Origin of the sequence: Nitrosomonas sp. Nm33, assembly GCF_900107265.1 — a bacterium.
In the GTDB taxonomy this organism is placed as follows: domain Bacteria; phylum Pseudomonadota; class Gammaproteobacteria; order Burkholderiales; family Nitrosomonadaceae; genus Nitrosomonas.
This window is the reverse complement of record NZ_FNPJ01000147.1, coordinates 1-2,211: the sequence shown is the minus strand read 5'-3', so window position 1 is coordinate 2,211 and position 2,211 is coordinate 1. Positions and strand designations below refer to the sequence as shown.

The following is a 2,211-nucleotide window of genomic DNA, read 5'->3' as shown; positions in this document are numbered from 1 at the left end:
TACGATGGGCATACGCTTACAGCATCCTTGGAACAAGTTCACAAACTAACGGGTATTGCGCCAAAGGAAGTTTATGTGGATCGGGGTTATAGAGGGCACGCGGTGACGGATACGGTCAAAGTATGGATAGCAGGAGCCAGGCGCGGCGTCACGGTGGCGATCAAAAAGAAGCTCAAGCGGCGCAGTGCGGTGGAACCCGTGATCGGACATATGAAAAACGATGGGCGTCTGGGGAGAAACTTTTTGAAAGGCACAGCAGGCGATGCTATGAATGCCTTACTGTGCGGTGCTGGCTATAACTTGCGCAAGATTCTGCGCCAACTGGCGCTTTTGTGTGCTCGTTTGGGAATCAATATTAATCGGCTATTGATTGGCAATATGCCTAACCTACAACTTAGTAGTTGAGAAAAAGGGTTTTTCAGGGACGACTAATTCTAGAACCATCACCGATACCGCAAAATCGACAATTTGCAACCCCATTCATGTTCCCTACGCACGCTTGAGCTAATGCGTCAGCTTACATTGGAATAGGGTTTTACTGAAAGGCAAGTGCGCAAAATAAAAAATAACCCAGAGAGCAATATATAACTCACCGGGTTAGAGGGGATACGAGAATAGTATTTTCGAATCTTATTTATCCATTATCGACCAGAACTGAGAAAGCTTTAGCATCTTTTTAAAGCACTCGAAATAACCTTTATCCTCCCTCGACATAAAGCAGTTACTCACAAGCTTATCCACGAAAATTGTGGATAATAAAATCCGAATACTCTCCATCTTCGCAGTAGCAAAGGGAAATAACAACAGATGAATATAATACTTTCCATAGCGTGTAGTGCTCTTTATTATCGGAATTGGGTTGGTTATCCACTTTGCGGAGAAGCTGATCAAAGGAGCTGCTGGCAAATCCCTGGGCTTTGGAATTTCACCTTTCTGGTGAGCATCATTTTTATTGGCTTTGATCCAGAAAATCTCTCTTTGAAAGCAGTAGCCTCATTTGAGGGTGTAGCCGGAATCGCGTTGAGCTCTATTGCTACATTGGACAGCTTTTCCGCTGCGTGGCGTGAATCGCGGAACTGAATAAATTTGACCGCCCACCCCTATCTGGATACTTCACCAGGATGCTTCCTTTGGGGGGACTGGCTATCGTATCTTCAATTCCAAATGAAAATATACAAAAATATCTCAATCTGAATAAGTCATTATCGAACTCACTTAGGTGGGTTAATTTTAGATGCAAACCCTGGGTAAATTTAGGCGCAATTCAACACATAATGCTTATATTCACAATTGCCCACATGAATATCCCTCAGTTGATCATCTTTAACGCCCCCCTCAAAATAGGCGACGAATACCCGCATGGTTTCTTCATGAGCGACTACCAATAGTGTTTTATCCTTCTGCTCTTTTAACCAATCGATAAATCGTAACACACGCTGCTTATGGTCCAGCAATGATTCGCCACCATTCACGCATATTCGTAGCGGATCATGGATAATCGCTGAAAAATAGTCAGACACTGGCATGCCATCAAACCCTGAGCGGATGTCGGCAAGATCAGGATGCACCTCAATTGGAACTGCGTGGTAACAGTTTATTACCTCCGCCGTTTGGTATGTCCGTGGCAGGGGCGAAACAATAATACGATCAAATGCTACATCACGCAGCGCCAGCGCTGCCAACTTCGCTTGCTCTATACCTACTTCTGTTAAATGAACATCCCGGCTGGGATCATCGTTACACAAACCAAGATCATTATAATTAGTGCGCCCATGGCGCATGAAGTAGATATCCATGTTGCAAATGACTATAAAAATAAAACAGTAAGTAGTCGTCCCTGAAAAACCCTTTTTCTCAACTACTAAGTTGTAGGTTAGGCATATTGCCAATCAATAGCCGATTAATATTGATTCCCAAACGAGCACACAAAAGCGCCAGTTGGCGCAGAATCTTGCGCAAGTTATAGCCAGCACCGCACAGTAAGGCATTCATAGCATCGCCTGCTGTGCCTTTCAAAAAGTTTCTCCCCAGACGCCCATCGTTTTTCATATGTCCGATCACGGGCTCCACCGCACTGCGCCGCTTGAGCTTCTTTTTGATCGCCACCGTGACGCCACGCCTGGCTCCTGCTATCCATACTTTGACCGTATCCGTCACCGCGTGCCCTCTATAACCCCGATCCACATAAACTTCCTTTGGCGCAATACCCGT

Annotated in this window: 4 protein-coding genes; 2 read left to right on the top strand and 2 right to left on the bottom strand. The window is 45.2% G+C overall.

Annotated features, from left to right (window positions below; translation table 11 throughout):
- A partial coding sequence (locus tag BLV54_RS16335) for a transposase (protein ID WP_371113310.1) occupies positions 1-405 on the top strand: 405 nt, incomplete at its 5' end.
- A gap of 402 nt (positions 406-807) precedes the next feature.
- Entirely contained in the window at positions 808-1,080 is a 273-nt protein-coding gene (locus BLV54_RS15080; protein ID WP_090572397.1) for a hypothetical protein, read from the top strand.
- Between the two features lie 173 nt (positions 1,081-1,253).
- On the opposite strand, the gene BLV54_RS15075 is transcribed toward BLV54_RS15080, so the two are convergent.
- Both BLV54_RS15075 and BLV54_RS16330 read right to left on the bottom strand, forming a co-directional pair.
- Complete coding sequence (locus BLV54_RS15075) at positions 1,254-1,796, bottom strand: histidine phosphatase family protein (RefSeq protein WP_090572396.1); 543 nt, start codon at positions 1,794-1,796, stop codon at positions 1,254-1,256.
- A 58-nt stretch (positions 1,797-1,854) separates the two neighbouring features.
- The coding region (locus tag BLV54_RS16330; RefSeq protein WP_256329559.1) for a transposase at positions 1,855-2,211 on the bottom strand (357 nt) is incomplete at its 5' end.

What these genes read in the sequence shown, in the direction of transcription:
- BLV54_RS15080 (WP_090572397.1), top strand. Translation starts at nt 808, where the DNA reads ATGAATATAATACTTTCCATAGCGTGTAGTGCTCTTTATTATCGGAAT.
- BLV54_RS15075 (WP_090572396.1), bottom strand. Translation starts at nt 1,796, where the DNA reads ATGGATATCTACTTCATGCGCCATGGGCGCACTAATTATAATGATCTT.